Consider the following 17,968-nt stretch of genomic DNA (forward strand, 5'->3'; position numbering starts at 1 on the left):
TCAGCCTCATCGAGCACAACGTCACGATCACTAGTGAATTACTAGCCTTCTAGGTTAGACTTCTAATAATGATTGAGCCGGAATTGGAAGATCCAGGGTATAGGCAGGCCGGTATTCGCCCGGAACTGGCGCGCCTACCGCTGCGCACGCTCACCGCCCAGCACGTAACCGCCATCTACCAGCATCCCCATCAACAGCTAGCGAAACTCGCGGCTCGCGGGCTTCTGCATCGCGCCGCCTACGGCTACTACATCGTCGTACCCCAAGACCGCGTCGACCAGCCCTGGCAGCCCGAACTCGAGGCCGCCGCCGCCGGCATAGCCACGGCGATGTTCGGTCCCGAACGCGCAATCCTCATGGGCGTCAGCGCCGCCCGGGTCCTCGGCGCAATCCCTCGCGCCCTGGCGGTCGCCGTCGTGGCAGTCCCCAAACAGCGCGCCGCCCTGCAACTCACGGACCGGGACGCCACCATCCGCTTCGTCACCCGTGACATCGACCGCCTCGATGCCGAACTCATCCGCACAGAACTAGGCCCAACCCTCGCCACCACGCCCGAACAGACCGTCCTCGACCTCGCCCACCGACCAGGCCTCGGCGACGCCGACACCGAAATACCGACGGCAATCCGCACTCTCTACCGCCTCTGCGACACCGACCGACTAACCGAGCTCGCCACCGAACAGCGCCTGCGTGCCGCACTCAACCGTGCCGAGGACATCGTGGAGAACCGGTGACACTCGACCCCGACGAACGCGCAGCGACCGCCACCGAATTCGGAGTCGCGCACGCCCAAGTCGAACGCGACTACCTGATCTCACTCATACTCGGCCATCTGAGCAGCACACATGCCGAATCCCTCATCTTCTTCGGCGGTACCGCACTAGCTCGCACCCACCTGCCGAACGGCCGCCTCAGCGAAGACATCGACCTCATCGCCATTACACCTCGCTCCCGCCTGGCCGCCGAACTCACGCGCACTTTGCCGCGCTCTGTACAGCGCCAATTCGGCCGACTGGAGTGGGAAACCAGCCTCAGCGCCGTCATCGATACCGAACCGGCCCGGCTGATCACCCCGGACGGCAGAATCGGTATCAAGATCCAGCTACTCTCCAGGACCGGCACAACCCGATGGCCCACGGAACCGCGCCGTCTCACCCAGCGCTACCGCAACACCTCACCCGCTACCCTGTCCGTCCCCACCCGCCCCGCCTTCGCCGCCGCGAAAGCCGTCGCCTGGTACGACCGCGCCGCCCCAAGAGATCTCTGGGATCTCTGGGCCCTCGCAAGAATAAACGCCATCGACCATGAGGCCGCCACCCTTTTCCAATGACTTGGTCCCACCAACAAACCCCCACAACCCTGGCAATTCGCCACCGCCCCAAGCGAAGCTCAATGGCATGCACAACTCGCAGGCCAAACCCGACTCGAGGTGACTGCCGCTCACGCACTCCGCCTCGTTCGCGACGCCTGGACAAGCGCCGCACCACCGCCGGACCGACAGCGCCCGGTGCCGAGCTGACTGCGAGCGGAACGGTCTAACCCGCAGCCCGTAGAATCACGACAGGCGCCAAGCGCCGTGGGGCGAGCCAAGTTGCGCACAACATGGTTCGTGACCAGCAAGTACTTCGACCGACCAGCAAACAGACCAAACGCCTGTTGACTCCCGATATTTCCAATTATGGGTTACGGCGGACCGACACTTCAGCAATGCCACGCCTACCCCCAAGGTGCCGACGGCGTAGTAGCGCGTCAGTTTTCGGCGGCGAGTTGTCCGCAGGCGGCGGCGATCTCTTGGCCGCGGGTGTCGCGGACGGTGCATGGCACGCCCTGCTCGTTGACGCGACGAACGAATTCGCGTTCGACAGGCTTGGGGGCGGCGTCCCATTCGCTGCCCGGTGTCGGGTTCAGCGGGATGACATTGACGTGGACCCGCGAGCCCAGCGCCTTGTGCAACTTCTTGCCGAGCATGTCGGCCCGCCAGGGCTGATCGTTGACGTCGCGGATCAGCGCGTACTCGATCGAGACGCGGCGGCCGGACTTGTCGGCGTAGTAGCGGGCCGCGTCGAGGACCTCGGCGACCGGCCAGCGGTTGTTGACCGGGACCAAGGTGTCGCGGAGTTCGTCGTCGGGAGTGTGCAGGGAGACCGCGAGGGTGACCGAGAGGTCCTCGTCGGCGAGCTTGCGGATGGCCGGGGCCAGGCCGACGGTGGACACCACCACGTTGCGCTGGGAGATCCCGAGACCGTCCGGCGCGGGCGAGGTGATCCGGCGGACGGCGTTGACCACCCGCTTGTAGTTCGCCAGCGGCTCACCCATCCCCATGAACACGATGTTGGACAGCCTGCCCGGTCCGCCCGCCACTTCGTCGTCGCGCAGGGCCGCCGCGGCCGCGCGCACCTGGTCGACGATCTCCGCGGTCGACAGGTTCCGGTCCAGTCCGCCCTGGCCGGTCGCGCAGAACGGGCAGGCCATGCCGCAGCCCGCCTGGCTGGAGATGCACAGGGTGTTGCGGTCGGAGTAGCGCATCAGCACGCTCTCCAGCAGGGTGCCGTCGTGCGCGCGCCACAGCGTCTTGCGGGTCTGACCGTCGTCGCAGGCCACATGCTTGACCACCGACAGCAGCGGCGGGAACAGGGCCTCGCCGATCGCCGAGCGAACCGGGGCGGGCAGATCGGTCATCCGCTCCGGGTCGGCCTCCAACCGCGCGTAGTACTGCCGGGCGATCTGATCGGCACGGAACTTCGGCAGACCGAGTTCGGCCATCACCGCTGTGCGGCCGTCCGCGTCCAGATCGGCGAGATGGCGCGGCGGCATACCGCGGCGCGGGGCGTCGAACACGAGGGGCAGCGAGACGGTCATAGTTCCCCCATTCTCGCATTCGGTCGCTTCGTCGCGTATTCCGGCCGCTACGGGGTACCGCGGGAGGGCGAGGTGAACGCACGCCGGACCGGGCACGGAACGGCGACATGATTCGGGACGGCACGAAATGCGTGCCCCCGACGAAGCGGTCGGAGATGATGCACAGATGTCCACCAACGCCGAAGATCTACCCGGCGACCACCCGACGGTCGACCCGCCCACCGCGGCCACCGTCCCGACGGTCACCGGTAAGAAGACCTCGATCTCCTCGCGTACCGGCTACGCCTGGATGGGCTTGGTCGTGGGGACGCTCATCCTGGTCGTGCTGCTCATCTTCATCCTGCAGAACTTGCAGAGCGTCCAGGTGAGCCTGTTCTTCTGGGAGTTCAACCTGCCGATCGGCGTGGCCGTGCTGCTCTCGGTCATCCTCGGCGCACTGGTCATGGCCCTGGTCGGCGGCCTGCGCATCATGCAGTTGCGGCGGGTCGCCAAACACTGAGGCGGGCGTCCACCCCGCTCAGAGCAGGGTGGACAGCACCAGCCAGGACACGAACGCCGACGGCAGCATCGAATCGAGGCGATCCATGATGCCGCCGTGACCGGGCAGCAAGGTGCCCATGTCCTTGATGCCCAATTCGCGTTTGACCTGCGATTCGATCAGGTCGCCGACGGTGGCCACCAGCACCAGACCGACGCCGAGCACGACGCCGATCATCGAGTTCGCCTCCAGCAGCAGCGTCACCGTCAGCAACCCGCCGATCACGGCGAAGACCAGCGAACCGCAGAAACCCTCCCAGGATTTCTTCGGGCTGATCGAGGGCACCATCGGGTGCTTGCCGAACAGCACGCCCGCCACGTAGCCGCCGACGTCGGAGCACACGACCAGGATCATGAACGTCAGCACCCGCAGGTTGCCGTCGGGTTCGAGCAGCAGCAACGTCGCGAACGAGGCCAGCAGCGGAATCCAGGACAGGGTGAACAGGGCGATGGCGGTATCGCGCAGGAAGTTGCGCGGCGCCGTGCGCAGACCGTGGTCGAACAACCGCCACACCATGCACACCAGCGCCGTCGCGGCGAACGCTCCGGCCACACCGCTCGCACCGTAGGGCCAGCCCAGCCAGAACACCGCCTGACCGCCGACGATCAGCGGAATCCGTGGCACCAGCACGTCGGCCTCGCGCAGTCGCTTGGCCACCTCCCAGGTGGCCACGCCAACCGCCGCGCCCGCCACCGCGATGAACACTTTCGGCACGAACAGCAGGATCGCGATGAGCGAGAGCCCCAGACCGAACCCGACCGCCAGCGCCGCGGGCAGATTGCGCCCGGCGCGCGAACCCGACGGCGGCGCGGCGGCCGGCGCCGCGGGCACCTCCCGGTCCACGAGGTCGTCGGCGGGCCGCCCGACACTCGGGGCGTCGCCGGAATATCCGTGCGGCGCATCAGGTGTGCCGATGGCCGGTGTCGGCTCGTCGGCCGCACCGGTCGAGGCGGCTTTCTCGGCCACGATTGTCCCGTCGCTCAACTCGTCGTTCCGTTCGTCCCCCGCCCTGGCGGGTCCTCGGCTCTCCCCGGTCTGCGGCATGTGCGGTGCCCTCCCTACCTCCTCGGCCCGCCGCGCCTGTCCGGTGCCTCAGACCTCGAGCAGTTCAGCTTCCTTGTGCTTGACCAGTTCATCGATCTGACCGACGTACTTGGCCGTGGTCTTGTCGAGCTCTTTCTCGGCCCGGCCGACCTCGTCCTCCCCCGCTTCGCCATCCTTCTGGATCCGCGACAATTCGTCCATGGCCTTGCGGCGGACGTTGCGGATCGCGACCTTGGCGTCCTCACCCTTGCCCTTGGCCTGTTTGGCCAGCTCGCGGCGGCGTTCCTCGGTCAGCTGCGGCACCGAGATCCGGATGATGTCGCCGTTGTTGGTGGGATTCACCCCCAGGTCGGAATTGCGGATCGCGGTCTCGATCGCGCCCAACTGGGACTGCTCGTAGGGCTTGATCACCACCATGCGCGGTTCGGGCACCGTGATGCTCGAGACCTGGGTGATCGGCGTCGGCGAACCGTAGTAGTCGATGACGACCCGCTGGAACATGCCGGGGTTGGCCCGGCCGGTCCGGATGCTTCCGAGATCGTCCTTCGCCACCGAGACGGCTTTCTCCATCTTCTCCTCGGCATCGAAGAGGGCTTCATCAATCACGACCGTTCCTCCACAGCGTCGTCATCGTCATGATCCGCGGGGCGCGGGGTCAGGACCGTACCAGTGTGCCGATGTTCTCACCGGCGACCGCCCGGGCAATGTTGCCCTTCGTCAACAGATTGAACACCAGCATCGGCATCTGGTTGTCCATACACAGACTGAAGGCCGTGGCATCGGCGACCTTCAGACCGCGCTCGATCACCTCCTTGTGGGTGATCTCGGTGTACAAGGTCGCGCTCGGGTCCACCCGCGGGTCCGCGGAGAACACCCCGTCGACGGCCTTGGCCATCAGCACCACGTCCGCGCCGATCTCGAGCGCGCGCTGGGCGGCGGTGGTGTCGGTGGAGAAGTACGGCATGCCCATCCCGGCGCCGAAGATCACCACGCGCCCCTTCTCCAGGTGGCGCTTGGCCCGCAACGGCAGGTACGGCTCGGCGACCTGCCCCATCGTGATGGCGGTCTGCACGCGGGTATCGATGCCCTGTTTCTGCAAGAAGTCTTGGAGCGCAAGGCTGTTCATCACGGTGCCCAGCATGCCCATGTAGTCCGAGCGCGCCCGGTCCATGCCGCGCTCCTCGAGTTCGGCCCCGCGGAAGAAATTGCCGCCGCCGATCACCACGGCCACCTGGATACCGTCCTCGACGACCTCGGCGATCTGCTCGGCCACGGTCTGCACGACATCGGGATCGAGTCCGACGGCGCCGCCGCCGAACATTTCCCCACCCAGTTTCAGAAGCACGCGGCGATATCCTGGACGTTCGGTCCCGGGTTCCGTCATCGTGCTGGTCTCCTTCGGCGGTGTGGTCTGTCGACACGGCGAGTCATCAGGCAAAGCGAATACGTCTGCGATCCCGCAACACAGGGCGCGTCCATCCTGCCCTATGCGGTTTCCCGCGGTGCAGAGGACCCCTCGACCTGAGCGGGGCGAACGGCGCGGAGCACGGCCCGCGTCCCGGTGGCCGCCGAGCGGGGCCGCGCACGGCACGAGTCCGGGCCACCACGATCCGCGAACCGACTACAAGATAGCGGAAAGGCCCCGGATTCAACGAATTACGTTGGATCCGGGGCCTTTTCGACACAGATCAGGACTGGCCGACCTCGAAGCGGGCGAAGCGGGTCACGGTGACACCGGCATCGTCCAGCAGGGCCTTGACCGTCTTCTTGGAGTCGGTGACCGAGGACTGCTCGAGCAGCACGACATCCTTGAAGAAGCCGTTGACGCGACCTTCGGTGATCTTGGGCAGCGCCGCCTCCGGCTTGCCCTCCTCACGCGCGGTCTGCTCGGCGATCCGACGCTCGTTCTCCACGATGTCGGTGGGCACCTCGTCGCGGGTGACGTACTTGGCCTTGAGCGCGGCGACCTGCATCGCGGCGCCGCGCGCGGCCTCCGCGGCGGCCTCGCCCTCGCCGGTGTACTCGATCAGCACGCCGACGGCGGGCGGCAGATCGGTGGCACGCTTGTGCAGGTAGGTCGCGACCGGGCCGTCGTAGGACACCACGCGACGCAGTTCGAGCTTCTCGCCGATCTTGGCGGCCAGCTCCTGCAACGCGGCGTCGACCGTGCGGCCGTCCAGCGGCAGCGCCTTGAGCTCGTCCAGATCGGCGGGCTTGGCGGCGGCCGCCGCGGCCACGATCTGATCGGCCAGGGTCTGGAACTCCGCGTTCTTCGCGACGAAGTCGGTCTCGGAGTTGATCTCGACCAGGACGCCGTCCTTGGCCGCGACCAGGCCCTCGGCCGTGGCGCGCTCGGCGCGCTTGCCCACGTCCTTGGCGCCCTTGATGCGCAGCACCTCGACGGCCTTGTCGAAATCACCGTCGGTCTCGGCCAGCGCGTTCTTGCAGTCCATCATCCCGGAGCCGGTCAGCTCCCGGAGCCGCTTCACATCGGCAGCGGTGTAGTTCGCCATGGGTGGCGAGCCTCCTTCGAGAAAGGGTGCGGCGGGCGGCGACTGCACCGCCCGGACGCTCCTGAGTACCGGTCAGCGGTGATCACGGGCGCACGGCCACGTGATCACCGCCGGAACAGTGTCTGAATACGACGGTGTGGCTCAGGCCTCGGCCGGGGCCTCGGCGGCAGCGCCGTCGGCACCGGGGGCGGCCTGCGCGAGCAGTTCCTGCTCCCACTCCGCCAGCGGCTCGCCCGCGCCCGCTTCGGGCTTGTCGTCGCCCGCGGACACACCCGCGCGCGCCTGGACGCCCTCGGCCACCGCGGAGGCGACGACCTTGGTGAGCAGGGCGGCGGAGCGGATCGCGTCGTCGTTGCCCGGGATCGGGTAGTCGACCAGGTCGGGATCGCAGTTGGTGTCCAGGATCGCGATGACCGGGATGTTCAGCTTGCGCGCCTCGCCGACGGCGATGTGCTCCTTGTTGGTGTCGACGACCCAGATGGCCGAGGGCACCTTGGCCATGTCCCTGATGCCGCCGAGGGTGCGCTCGAGCTTGTTCATCTCACGCGTGAGCATGAGGATTTCCTTCTTGGTGCGACCCTCGAAACCACCGGTCTGCTCCATCGCCTCGAGTTCCTTGAGGCGCTGCAGGCGCTTGTGCACGGTGGAGAAGTTGGTGAGCATGCCGCCCAGCCAGCGCTGGTTGACGTAGGGCATGCCGACCCGCGTCGCCTCGGCGGCGATGGACTCCTGGGCCTGCTTCTTGGTGCCGACGAAAAGGACGGTGCCGCCGTGGGCGACGGTCTCCTTGACGAATTCGTAGGCCTTGTCGATGTAGGTCAGCGTCTGCTGCAGGTCGATGATGTAGATGCCGTTGCGGTCGGTGAAGATGAACCGCTTCATCTTCGGGTTCCAGCGCCGGGTCTGGTGTCCGAAGTGCGCGCCGCTGTCGAGCAGCTGCTTCATTGTTACGACAGCCATGGCTCCCGTATCCCTCTTTCGTTGCCGGTTGACGCGGCGGATCGGTGATCCGCCGCCCTGGCGCCGCCGAACCGCCGGACCTCGCCTCGTGGGCGGGACCAGCCGGCGATTCCCTGCTCAGCACAGCCGCTGCCGATCGATCTCGGTTCTGAGGTCGGAGTCGAGCAGCGCCGGACGAACAAGCACGGGTGGCGCGCGAAGTCGGTCCGTGCCAGCACAGACCGCTCGACCAGTCTACGGCGTCGGCCTCCTCCGCCGAAATCGCCTCCCGTCCACCCCTGTGACCAGGGATAACAGCGGGAACCGCAGGTCAGCGCGCTGCCCGATGTCTGATTTCCCGGATCGGAAACACCAGGCATTCACACAGGACGAAGTTGTCCACATTCGCCGGATCGGCGGCCCGGACGAGGTCGGTGGCGGGCAGGGTCGGAGCCATGAACCGTTTCAGCGTGTCGATGACGTTGATCCTCCCCTGGCTGTTCGCGTTGTCGCTGGTCGCCGCACATCAAGCGGCAGCTTCCGGTCCGCCGCGCACCCACGTCGGCTGCACCGGGTCGGCCTGTCCGATCGAGGGAATGGTGCGCACCGCGCCGCGGGTGCTGCCGTTGCCCGCCGTCGCGCCCGCCGCCGTCGGCGTTCCCGCCACGATCTGCGTGCCCGTCGAATCCGCGACCTCTTCCGAATCCGCGCCCACCTCCGAATCCGTTCGGACATCCGAATTCCTCCCGACAGCCGACTCTGTGCCCGGATCTGAACTCTCGCGGACGTCCGACTGCGTGCCCGCGGCCTTGTCCGCGCCCACCGGCGAATACCTGCCCGAGATCGAAGATCTCACCGACCGATCGGAGGTGTCCGATGTCCGATGAGAAGACCGGTGTGACGAAACCGGAACCGCAGGCCAAGTACGCGGTGACCATCCTGCGGGTCGCGGGCGGATTCGCGGTCCTGGTCGCGGCGGTGGCGGCGCAGGCGGGTGCGGCCGGCGCGGCGCCCACCGGGGACTTCGACTGGCCGCTGCGCCCACGTCCCGCCGTCGAGCGGCCCTTCGACGAACCCGAGAGGGACTGGCTGCCGGGTCACCGCGGTGTCGATCTGGGCGGGGCGGAGGGACAGGACGTCCTCGCCGCGGGAGCCGGGATCGTCGCGTTCGCGGGTGAGGTCGCGGGAAAGCCGGTCGTTTCCCTCGATCACGAGGGTGGTCTGCGCACGACCTACGAACCGGTGGGAGCGGCGGTCGAGGTGGGTGCCCGGGTCGCGCGGGGCGCGCGGATCGGAGAACTGCGGGCGGGTCATCCCGGGTGCGCGGCCGGCGCCTGCTTGCACTGGGGGTTGCGCCGGGAGGCGAGCGTTCCGCGCGACTACCTCGACCCGCTCGGTCTGCTGCACCTCTCACCGCTGCGCCTGAAACCGGTACAGCCGCGATGACCGTGTGTGGCGAAGGCGATGTCCGCGCGCACTGTCGCGCACGGGGTCGCGGGGTACAGGATCGGAGCATGGAATCCCAGCGCGCACCGGAACTCACCTACGCCGAAGTCGGGGCGACGGCCGGGACGCTGCCCGACGGATACCACCGCTTCACGGCGCGACGCCGAATCGGGCACGGGCGCACGGTGTTCGAGCGGGCGGCGAACGAGATCCTCAGCTATCGGATGCAGAAGGGGACCGGATTCTTTCACGAGGCGAGCACTCCGGTCGCCGAGGTCGGCACCGAACTGACGGTGCGCCTCGGAATCGGGCCGATCGGCGTCACCGCGCCGTGCCGGGTGGTGTACGTGCTCACCGAAGGCGAGCGGCGGGGATTCGCCTACGGCACGTTGCCGGGTCACCCGGAGATCGGCGAGGAACTGTTCGCGGTGGACTACGACCCGTCCGACGACAGCGTGACGGCCCTGGTCGTCGCGTTCTCCCGGCCCGGAACCTGGTACGTGCGGCTGGGCGGTCCGGTCGTGCGCGCGTTGCAACGGTTCATCGCGGGCCGCTACCTGGCCTCGCTCACCCGCTGAGCCGGGCCGGTCAGCGGTCGGCCGACTCGGCGCGGAATCCACGCCCGACGAGGTGGCCGGCGTAGTCGGCCAGGGTCGAACCTCGGTCGGCGGCTTCGCGGCGTAGGCGGGCGTAGGCGTCGGCAGTATCGAGACCGTGTTCGGCGATCAGCGCGCCCGCCGCGCGGTGTATGAGTGTGCTCGTGGGCGGCGGCGCGGCATTGGACGAGAGGAGATGCGCGGCAATGAGTTCGGACACTTCACCGACGACCTCGGCCAGCGCCGGGGACCACCGCTCCGGGGCGAGATACAGATTCAGCGCGCCGAGACGGGTCGGTCCGGCGGTCAGGGGGACGGACACCATCGCGCCGGGCAAGCCCCGCAGCACCGTCGCGGCCGTCGGCCAGCGGTCCGCGTCCCGCGCCGGTTCGGTAAGCACGACCACCTCCCCACCGGCCACGGCCTCGAAGGCGGGTCCTTCGCCCGCCGTCGACAGCGCCGCCTCCACACCGGCGGTCCACTCGTCCGAGCAGGCCCAGGGCTGCGCGCCGAGGTGCGGTTCGTCGATGAGGATCGCGACGTGCTCGACGGGCAGCGCCTGCACGCACGTGACGGTGGCGGCGACCAGATCGCCGCCACCCAGGCGCAATGCCGAGCGGACCCGCTCGGTGACGAGTTCGAACTGTGCCACGTCCATGCCGAACCACCTGCCGATCACCGAGCCCGCGCGTTCGCCGGGCAAACGTCGAGAATACCGCTGTCGGGCGCCCCGAGACCAGATCCGGACGCCGCGCTCAAGGGGTGACGATCGCGAAATCCGGGTCAGGGGCGTCGAGCAGGTCGACCAGATGCGACAGCGACAGCGGGTCGCCCTCGATGGCGATGTCGCCCGCGGCGACGGCCACGCCGAAGTCGTCCCCGCCCAACAGCACTCGGGCCAGGGTGGTGCGGGACAGGGTGAACTCGGCGTCGGGGTCGAGCAGTTTCACACCGTCGGGCCGGTCGTAGTGGATCAGCACGCCGTTGCGCAGTTCCACGCGGTGGATCCGGTCCTCGTCGGTCACGCACCAGTCGGTGACCACGCGGTGCTCCCAAGCCTTCGGTCCGTCGACGCGCAGCGCTACGGCGTCGAAGATCTGCTCGGTGGTCATCGCCGCCACCACGGTGGGTGCGTCCGGCGTCGTCGGTGTGCCGAACCGCCCGTAGCGCAGTTCGTAGGCGCCGCTGAGGTAGAAGTTGCGCCAGGTCGCGTTCTCCGCGCCGTAGCCGAGTTGCTCGAATGTACTGGCCTGCAGGCGTTTCGCCTGATCGTTGTCCGGTTCGGCGAAGACGAGATAGTCCAGAACCTGTGCCACCCACCGGTAGTCGCCCGCCGCGTAGGATTTGCGCGCCTTGCGCAGCACTTCCTCCGCGCCGCCCATGTACGCCACGTGCCGTTTGGCGGATTCGACGGGCGGATGCTGCCACAGGTGTGCGGGATTGCCGTCGAACCACCCGAGATAGCGCTGGTAGACGGCTTTGACATTGTGGCTGACCGAGCCGTAGTACCCGCGGGCGTGCCAGGCGTTGTCGAGGGCGGGCGGCAAAGTGATCCGCTCGGCGATCTCGGCCGCCACATACCCCTGATTGAGCAGCCGCAACGTCTGATCGTGCAGGTAGGCGTACAGGTCGCGCTGCGCGCTGAGGTATTCGGTCACCCGGTCCGCGCCCCAGGTCGGCCAGTGGTGCGAGGCGAACACCACGTCGGTGTCGCGGGCGAACAGGTTGATCGCCTCGGTCAGGTATTTCGACCACAGCAGTGGGTCACGCACCGGCGCGCCGCGCAGGGTGAGCAGGTTGTGCATGGTGTGGGTGGCGTTCTCGGCCATGCACAGCGCGCGATGGTCGGGGAAGTAGAAGTTCATCTCCGCGGGCGCCTCGGTGCCCGGTGTCACCTGGAACACCATGCGCACGCCGTCGACCGTCTCGACCTGGTCGGTGGCGGTGATCTCCACCGTCGGGGGAACGAGGGTGACGGTGCCGACCGAGGTCGTCTGTCCCAGTCCGGCCCCGACCTGCCCCAGTGGCCCGCGCGGCAGCACCGCGCCGTACATGTAGGCGGCGCGCCGAGCCATCGCGGTGCCCGCGTAGACGTTCTCGGCGACGGCGTGGGCCAGGAATCCGGCCGGGGCCAGCACCGGGCAGCGGCCCGCCTCGACATCGGCCAGGGTGGTCACGCCGAGCGCGCCGCCGAAGTGGTCGACGTGCGAATGGGTGTAGACCAGCCCTGTCACGGCGCGATCGCCGCGATGCGCGCGATACAGGGCGAGGCCCGCCGCGGCCGTCTCGGCGGAGATGAGCGGATCGATGACCACCACCCCGGTGTCGCCCTCGACCAAGGTCATGTTCGACAGGTCGAGTCCGCGGATCTGATAGATGCCGTCGGTCACCTCGTACAGCCCTTGTCTGCCGACCAGACCCGACTGTCGCCACAGTCCCGGATGCACCGAATCCGGGCGGGGGCCGCGCAGGAAGGCGTAGGAGTCGCTGTCCCACACCACGGTTCCGTCGGCGGTCGTGACCACCCCCGGGTCCAGCGCGGCCATGAAACCGCGGTCGGCGTCGGCGTGATCGGCCTCGTCGGCGAAGGGCAGATCGGCGGCCGCGCGGCGATGTGCGGCGGCGACGAGAGCGCTCGGTTCGGTCGCTGTGCTCATATCCATCCTCCTGTACTCGGCCGGTTCACCCGGTCTGCGGTCAGAGACTCGGATCCGCGATCTGCAACAGGGCCGCCACGCAGGCGACGAGGACCACCGTCGCGGCGGTGAGGGTTACCGCGGCCGCGCCGTGCCCGTATCTCCGACGGTGCAACGTGCGGTTGCGGGCGAAACAGAGGACCGCCAGCGCGACCATGGCGACCGCGCAGACGACCGGTGCGACGCCGGCCGCTCGCCACCCGCTCACCGCGGCGTGGTGCAGGAACAGCAGGGCGATCGCCATCGCGCCGATGGCCGTGCGCCGCCACGCCAAGGCGGTGCGTTGGGTGGCCATTCCGAGGTCGGCGTCGCTCATCGCACCAACACCGCCACCCCGGCGAGCAGGGACACGAGGGTGATGCCCACCGACAGGATCGGCACCAGGTACGTGCCGGGCAGTGGTTCGTCTCGGTCCATCGCCAGCCGTATCCGTCGCCAGTGCAGGTAGGCGCCGACCGCGACGATCACCGCCAGGACCAGACAGCTCACCGAGATCGCGCGACGAAGCCCCACCGTCTGGAAGGACTGCACCAGGGTCTCGACCGCCACACCGCCCGCGAGCAGACCGAGCGCGGTGCGCATCCAGGCCAGGAAGGTGCGTTCGTTGGCCAGGGTGAACCGGTAGTCGATCTGCCGTGGGACGTCCTCGGACTCGGTTTCGGGGGTGGGCGGCATCATGCCGACCCGATCCCGGCCGCCGGCACCGAGCCGCCGCAGGCGTTCCCGCCGACCCGCGAAAAGTTGCCCGAAGTGTGCGCTGGAGGCGTCGATCCGATCCGGGGGCACGCTTCGCCCGCCGAGGGCCGACCCGAATTCATCCGTCCGACCGGTTCTGCGACGTCACAGGACCGCGCTACACCACGTAGGCAGTCCTCCGAACTCACGGATACGCTCCGTTCCTGGTCGGCTCCGATGACAGGCAAACAAACCGCTACGTCAGCCTAGCGGGCGGGCACGGGAGCGTCCACGAACGACGCCGGGTGCGCCACGGCGCGCCGCGCACCACTCCGAATGAGGACGAGAATGGTTGACGCGCAGCCGAATACGCCGCGCTCGTGATCAGATCGACACCGCGTCCTGGAAGGTCATCGCCAAGCGGTCGACCGCCGAGCTCATGGTGGCCCGGGCGGGCAGTTCCAGGGCGGCGAGTTCGGCCGCGGCCGGGTGGTCGCCCAACCGCAGGTCCGCGCCGCCCAACCGCGCGCGCATTCCGGTGGGTTCCATCTCCCAGGTCGTGCATCTGGTCACGCCGTCGATGTGGGAGTAGGCGTCGAAGGAGGTGCCCGCCCCGCGCCCACCGGGAGTGCGCAGGCCCGGTTTCACCGTCAAGTCGACCACGAGCGCGCCGTCCTGGTGCAGCACCCCGCGCCGCTCCCGGCTCTCGTGATCCACCTCGAAGTCGGCCAGCACTTTCGGGAATCCCCAGATCCCGCGACCGGCCGCCAGGGTGAAATCGCCGTCGACCGGCAGGCGGTGGATGAACACGCCCGCGCCGCCGGAGGCCAGCGCGCGCAGATCCCGCACCGCGCCGCCGGTGGGCGCGGTGTGGTGACGAACCATGAACGACACACCGAACTCGTTGTACGGGCCGAGGTCACCGTCGATGTAGTCGACGAACACCAGCGTGCACAGGGCGCGCTCGCGCGGCACCCGGACGACCGCGAGTCCCGAGTAGTCGATGAGGCGCTGCGCGGCGGCGGCGGGCACGCGGTAGGACGCCATGAATGCCCGCGCGTGGCGGATCCGCACCGGCATCTGGATTTCCCGACCGAGGACGGTGTGCGTGCTCATCCGGATGAACCCTCCTGAAAACTAGAACTCGTTACAGAATACGAGTTCCGGCCGCGCGCGGGTCGGCTTTCCCGCTCGATCGGCTGTCCGGCTCGCTCCGGCATTCGAAGCGACTTCGAGACTCGGGCACGCGGAGAGATCGTCGCCGGAGGAATTGGAGCTTCGGACTCGCCGAGGGAGCCGACACCGCGTCACGTGCCACCGCTCGTTCGATCGCGCCTCATGCTCGCGGATGGGCCTGCTCGTGCACGGCCTTGAGACGCTCGATCGATACGTGGGTGTAGAGCTGGGTGGTCGCCAGACTCGAATGCCCGAGCAGTTCCTGCACCACCCGTAGGTCCGCCCCACCCTCCAGCAGGTGGGTGGCCGCACTGTGTCGCAGGCCGTGCGGCGCGAGATCGGGCGCACCCGGAATGGCCGCGACCACCTCGTGCACCACCGTGCGCGCCTGTCGCTGATCCAATCGACGCCCGCGTCGACCGAGCAGCAGCGCCCGCCCCGACTCGACCGTCGCGAAGGTCGGTCGCCCGAACCGCAACCAGTGTTCGACCGCTTCGTCCGCGGGCGACCCGAACGGCGCCGCGCGCTCCTTGTTCCCCTTGCCCAGTACACGCACCAACCGCCGCTCGCGGTCGATGTCCTCGATGTCCAGCCCGCACAACTCCCCCACCCGGATACCGGTCGAATACAGCAGTTCCACGATCAACCGGTCCCGCAAGGCCATCGGATCGTGCTGGCGTGCCCCCGACCGCGCCGCCTCCATCGCCTCCACCGCCTGCCCGCTGCCCAACACCGCGGGCAGTACCCGATGCGCCGAGGGCGACCCCAACCGCAACCCCGGATCGATGGACAGCCTCCCGGTCGCGGTCAACCACGCCGTGAACGTGCGCGCCGAGGAAGCGCGTCGCGCCATCGTCGTGCGCGCCGTCCCCTGCGCCGCCGCCGCGGCCAACCACGACCGCAACAACGTCAGATCCAGCTCACCGACCGCCGAATCCGCCGACCGCTCCACCAGATGCCCCAACAACGCCCGCGCGTCCCCCACATAGGCCCGCACCGTGTGCGCGGACCGGTTCCGCCCCAACCGCAGATGCCGCCCGTACTCCGCCACCAACGCCGCCAGATCCTCCGGTAACTCCCGCACCCCATCACCGTCACCACCCACGGCCCCCTTTGGCAACCCGCCACGCCGAACGCACCCCGCCGTGCGGGAAACAACGGAGGGAACGCCTACTCACCCGAACGGCCGGTCCGGGCGGCCTGGGCGCGGGTCATCGGGGAACTGCTCGCGGAGCGAAACGCCCACTCGCTCCCAATTGCCAGTCGGGGCGCGGGTCATCGGGGAAGTGCTCGCGGAGGAGAACACCCCTCGCTCCGAACGGCCAGTCGCGGCGGTCGCACATCCCTGAACCGGCCGACGCCGCCGAGTGATCAACACCGTTCTCGACCGGACACCCCCGATGCCCCCGCCGGTAGGGTCGGTATGTGTTCGAGTTGGTCGCGCCGACCGCGCGTTTGTACGACGAATGGGTTGCGGCGCATCGTGAGTGGGGGCCGGGGACGCACGAGGACGGATTCGGGCTCACGCCGGCGGATGACGTGGCCTCCGAGGCCGGGTTCGTCGAATGGGTGGATCGGTTGCTCGCGCGGGAGCGGGCCGGTGCCGAGGGGCGGTGCTGTTCGCGGTGGATCGTGGACGGGGACCGGGTGTTGGGTGGGATCGCGTTGCGGTACGGCGACGGGGTGGTGGTGTCGCAGGTCGGGCATATCGGGTTCGGGGTGACGCCCTCGGCGCGGGGGCGCGGGGTGGCCTCGTGGGCGTTGGGGCGGATGCTGGCGGTAGCGCGGGAGGCCGGGATGGGACCGGTGTTGCTGGTGTGCGCCGAGAACAACCTCGCCTCGGCGCGGACCATCGAGCGCAATGGCGGCGTGCTCGAAGCGGTGCGGGACACTCCGCTCGGCCCCGCGCGACGGTATCGGATCGCGCTCGCGCAGAACGGAAATCGACCTCGCCCGGATTGATCACGAATCCCGCCTGCCTGCCGCACGATTCCCGATCCGATCGCGGAGAGGTTCATCGAGCGCCCCGTGGGGTTCGGTGCCACCCGCTCGATCCCATGGTGACCAGGCCCGCCAATTCCAGGCCGACCAGGGCCGCTCGCACCGACGGGAGGGCGAGGCCGGTGCGGGTGGCCAAGGCGGTGGGCAGGTGGGGGTCTCGAATGGAGAGGGATGCGTAGACGGCAGCCTGGTCGGCGGGGAGGTCCGGTGTGGCGGAGGTGGCGGGATCGGTCAGGCGCAGGGGGGTTTCGTCGAGGATGTCGGCGGCCTGGGTGACGAGCAAAGCTTCACCGTCGCGGATCATGCGGTGGCAGCCGACGGAGACCGCGGAGGTGACGGGCCCCGGGGTGGCCAGGGCGGGCAGGCCGAGGCGGCGCGCCCACTTCACCGTGTTGCGTGCTCCGCTGCGGACACCCGCCTCGATGACGAGGACAGCGTCGGACAGGGCGGCGATGAGGCGGTTCCTGGACAGGAATTGGTGTTTTCGAGCGGTGGTGCCGGGTGGATATTCGCTCACCACCGCGCCGTTCTCGGCGATCTCCGCCAGCAGGCGGTCGTGTTGGGCGGGGTACGGGCGGTCGACGCCGCAGGCGAGGACGGCGACGGTGGCCGCGCCCGCGGCGAGCGCGGCCCGGTGCGCCGCCGCGTCGATGCCGAAGGCGGCTCCGGAGACGATGGTGAGGCCGCGAGCGGACAGATCGCCGACGATCTCGCCGGTGACCCGATCGCCATAGCCGGTGCTGCACCTGGCCCCGACGACGGCCACCGACCGTTCGGTGACCGTCAGCAGCGACGCGTTGCCGCGCACCCACAGCACCAGCGGCACGGCGGCGTCCTGATCGCCGCCCGGATCGAGTCGGCCGAGTCCCGCCATCCGCCACGCGGGCCATTCGGGATCGTCGGGGGTGACGACGCGACCGCCCGAGTGTTCGATGGTTTCGAGATCACGGGCAGCGCAGTCCATATCGCGTCGCTGCGCGGTCGGAACGCGCAGCGAGGCGGGCAGATCGCACTCGCGCACCGCCCGCGCCGCCTCCACCACGCCCACCGTCGCGATCAGCGCAGACAGCGGGGCGCACGGGCCCTGCACCACCCGCGACAGATACACCCACGCGAGCCTGCGCTCTGGGTCCCGATCCTCGACGCGATCCAAGTCGACGGTGCGCACCACGCCGTCCGCCGTGGTGGAACCGCCTGCCATGCCCTCGGCATCGATCGTCATCCGCACATCCCCTCCCTCTGTGTGTGGTTCTCGCACCACCGGCTCCCCTCCCTCACCGCGCGTTTTTCTGACCGGAGCGGCGCCTCCCGAGCCGCGTAGTCCGTGAACCACACCGCGCCGGACTCCGTCCCTCGCCGCCTCCTGATCAGCGCCATCCGAAACCGCACCGCCACTGACCGCACACCCGCGTTCGGGCGGCGGACAGCACCACCGAACTCCCTCATCACCGCACCGTCCTGGCCGGAGCGGGGTCACCGAAGCCG

The 17,968-nt window shown here is 68.9% G+C and carries 20 protein-coding genes; 7 read left to right on the plus strand and 13 right to left on the minus strand.

The features are described 5' to 3' along the window. Positions 1-68: 68 nt before the first annotated feature. Both ON30_RS18700 and ON30_RS18705 read left to right on the plus strand, forming a co-directional pair. Positions 69-734: a type IV toxin-antitoxin system AbiEi family antitoxin gene (locus tag ON30_RS18700; protein ID WP_051029515.1), complete on the plus strand. Its 666-nt coding sequence runs from the start codon at positions 69-71 to the stop codon at positions 732-734. Further along, complete coding sequence (locus tag ON30_RS18705) at positions 731-1,330, plus strand: nucleotidyl transferase AbiEii/AbiGii toxin family protein (protein ID WP_306307389.1); 600 nt, start codon at positions 731-733, stop codon at positions 1,328-1,330. The genes ON30_RS18700 and ON30_RS18705 overlap by 4 nt, the downstream gene beginning before the upstream one ends. 419 nt (positions 1,331-1,749) lie before the next feature. Here the strand turns inward: ON30_RS18705 and rlmN are convergent, their stop codons facing one another. Then, the gene (rlmN, locus tag ON30_RS18710) at positions 1,750-2,859 is read right to left on the minus strand and encodes a dual-specificity RNA methyltransferase RlmN (RefSeq protein WP_040708766.1); all 1,110 of its coding nucleotides are present in this window, start codon (positions 2,857-2,859) and stop codon (positions 1,750-1,752) included. 166 nt (positions 2,860-3,025) lie between these two features. Between rlmN and ON30_RS18715 the strand changes: the two genes are divergently transcribed. Continuing rightward, the gene (locus tag ON30_RS18715) at positions 3,026-3,358 is read left to right on the plus strand and encodes a LapA family protein (protein WP_051029516.1); all 333 of its coding nucleotides are present in this window, start codon (positions 3,026-3,028) and stop codon (positions 3,356-3,358) included. 18 nt (positions 3,359-3,376) lie between these two features. Here the strand turns inward: ON30_RS18715 and ON30_RS18720 are convergent, their stop codons facing one another. From ON30_RS18720 to rpsB, 5 genes are all read right to left on the minus strand, one after another. Then, positions 3,377-4,312, minus strand: coding sequence for a phosphatidate cytidylyltransferase (locus ON30_RS18720; RefSeq protein ID WP_040708841.1), 936 nt, complete (start codon positions 4,310-4,312; stop codon positions 3,377-3,379). Positions 4,313-4,489: 177 nt separating this feature from the next. Continuing rightward, entirely contained in the window at positions 4,490-5,047 is a 558-nt protein-coding gene (frr, locus tag ON30_RS18725) for a ribosome recycling factor (RefSeq protein WP_040708768.1), read from the minus strand. A gap of 49 nt (positions 5,048-5,096) precedes the next feature. Beyond that, positions 5,097-5,825, minus strand: a complete 729-nt coding sequence (gene pyrH / locus ON30_RS18730) for a UMP kinase (RefSeq protein ID WP_040708769.1) — start codon at positions 5,823-5,825, stop codon at positions 5,097-5,099. 304 nt (positions 5,826-6,129) lie between these two features. Next, positions 6,130-6,954 (minus strand): translation elongation factor Ts, encoded by an 825-nt coding sequence (tsf, locus tag ON30_RS18735; protein ID WP_040708770.1) that lies wholly within the window; start codon positions 6,952-6,954, stop codon positions 6,130-6,132. Positions 6,955-7,095: 141 nt separating this feature from the next. Next, positions 7,096-7,914, minus strand: a complete 819-nt coding sequence (gene rpsB / locus ON30_RS18740) for a 30S ribosomal protein S2 (RefSeq protein WP_040708771.1) — start codon at positions 7,912-7,914, stop codon at positions 7,096-7,098. 434 nt (positions 7,915-8,348) lie between these two features. Between rpsB and ON30_RS18745 the strand changes: the two genes are divergently transcribed. The 3 genes from ON30_RS18745 to ON30_RS18755 all read left to right on the plus strand — a co-directional run bounded on the left by ON30_RS18745 (position 8,349) and on the right by ON30_RS18755 (position 9,917). Next, entirely contained in the window at positions 8,349-8,780 is a 432-nt protein-coding gene (locus ON30_RS18745; RefSeq protein ID WP_040708772.1) for a hypothetical protein, read from the plus strand. Beyond that, positions 8,770-9,339, plus strand: coding sequence for a M23 family metallopeptidase (locus ON30_RS18750; RefSeq protein ID WP_083911505.1), 570 nt, complete (start codon positions 8,770-8,772; stop codon positions 9,337-9,339). The genes ON30_RS18745 and ON30_RS18750 overlap by 11 nt, the downstream gene beginning before the upstream one ends. Before the next feature lie 68 nt (positions 9,340-9,407). Further along, a complete protein-coding gene (locus ON30_RS18755) occupies positions 9,408-9,917 on the plus strand; it encodes a DUF1990 domain-containing protein (RefSeq protein ID WP_040708773.1) in 510 nt (169 codons plus the stop codon). 10 nt (positions 9,918-9,927) lie between these two features. On the opposite strand, the gene ON30_RS18760 is transcribed toward ON30_RS18755, so the two are convergent. From ON30_RS18760 to ON30_RS18785, 6 genes are all read right to left on the minus strand, one after another. Continuing rightward, positions 9,928-10,593 (minus strand): GAF and ANTAR domain-containing protein, encoded by a 666-nt coding sequence (locus ON30_RS18760; protein WP_157183771.1) that lies wholly within the window; start codon positions 10,591-10,593, stop codon positions 9,928-9,930. A 97-nt stretch (positions 10,594-10,690) separates the two neighbouring features. Beyond that, positions 10,691-12,592 (minus strand): alkyl/aryl-sulfatase, encoded by a 1,902-nt coding sequence (locus ON30_RS18765; RefSeq protein ID WP_040708843.1) that lies wholly within the window; start codon positions 12,590-12,592, stop codon positions 10,691-10,693. A 40-nt stretch (positions 12,593-12,632) separates the two neighbouring features. Continuing rightward, positions 12,633-12,947 (minus strand): DUF202 domain-containing protein, encoded by a 315-nt coding sequence (locus ON30_RS36210; protein WP_051029517.1) that lies wholly within the window; start codon positions 12,945-12,947, stop codon positions 12,633-12,635. After that, positions 12,944-13,309 (minus strand): YidH family protein, encoded by a 366-nt coding sequence (locus ON30_RS18775; RefSeq protein WP_040708845.1) that lies wholly within the window; start codon positions 13,307-13,309, stop codon positions 12,944-12,946. Before ON30_RS18775 ends, ON30_RS36210 begins: the two co-directional genes overlap by 4 nt. A gap of 381 nt (positions 13,310-13,690) precedes the next feature. Then, positions 13,691-14,422, minus strand: coding sequence for an acetoacetate decarboxylase family protein (locus ON30_RS18780; RefSeq protein ID WP_040708777.1), 732 nt, complete (start codon positions 14,420-14,422; stop codon positions 13,691-13,693). 220 nt (positions 14,423-14,642) lie between these two features. Next, on the minus strand, positions 14,643-15,566 hold the full coding sequence (locus ON30_RS18785) for a tyrosine recombinase XerC (RefSeq protein WP_040708846.1): 924 nt from the start codon (positions 15,564-15,566) through the stop codon (positions 14,643-14,645). Positions 15,567-15,907: 341 nt separating this feature from the next. Here ON30_RS18785 and ON30_RS18790 point away from each other — a divergent pair, with 341 nt between their 5' ends. Further along, entirely contained in the window at positions 15,908-16,444 is a 537-nt protein-coding gene (locus ON30_RS18790; RefSeq protein WP_040708778.1) for a GNAT family N-acetyltransferase, read from the plus strand. Positions 16,445-16,496: 52 nt separating this feature from the next. On the opposite strand, the gene dprA is transcribed toward ON30_RS18790, so the two are convergent. Next, the gene (dprA, locus tag ON30_RS18795) at positions 16,497-17,705 is read right to left on the minus strand and encodes a DNA-processing protein DprA (RefSeq protein ID WP_245554112.1); all 1,209 of its coding nucleotides are present in this window, start codon (positions 17,703-17,705) and stop codon (positions 16,497-16,499) included. Positions 17,706-17,968 lie beyond the last annotated feature (263 nt).

Origin of the sequence: Nocardia takedensis NBRC 100417 (assembly GCF_000308695.1) — a bacterium.
GTDB classification, from domain to species: Bacteria; Actinomycetota; Actinomycetes; order Mycobacteriales; family Mycobacteriaceae; genus Nocardia; species Nocardia takedensis.